Genomic DNA, 237 nt, shown 5'->3' with positions numbered 1-237 from the left:
CTCGACGAGCTGGAAGTGCGCGACCCCGACCCGGAGGTGCTACTGGGCTTCCTGTCGGGAATGGAGGTCCGTACCCTGACCAAACGGCTGGCCGATCAGTTGGGCCAGGAGGCACCGCCGATCCCCGAGACCGCCGCCCCGGCCGCGCAGGCGGATCTGCCCGAGGCCCCTGGGTTTGACAGTGCCGAATCTGCCACAGTGCGCGATGCCGAGACGCTGCAGCAGTGGATCGACCGC

1 protein-coding gene is annotated in these 237 nt (G+C 69.2%); it reads left to right on the top strand.

What is annotated here, in order from left to right:
• The coding region (locus R0J92_RS26410) for a hypothetical protein (RefSeq protein ID WP_411053867.1) at nucleotides 1–237 on the top strand (237 nt) is incomplete at both ends.

Origin of the sequence: Tritonibacter sp. SIMBA_163 (assembly GCF_046535935.1) — a bacterium.
GTDB lineage: Bacteria > Pseudomonadota > Alphaproteobacteria > Rhodobacterales > Rhodobacteraceae > Epibacterium > Epibacterium scottomollicae.
The sequence above is the reverse complement of the archived record's forward strand: the minus strand, read 5'-3'. Positions and strand labels throughout refer to the sequence as shown.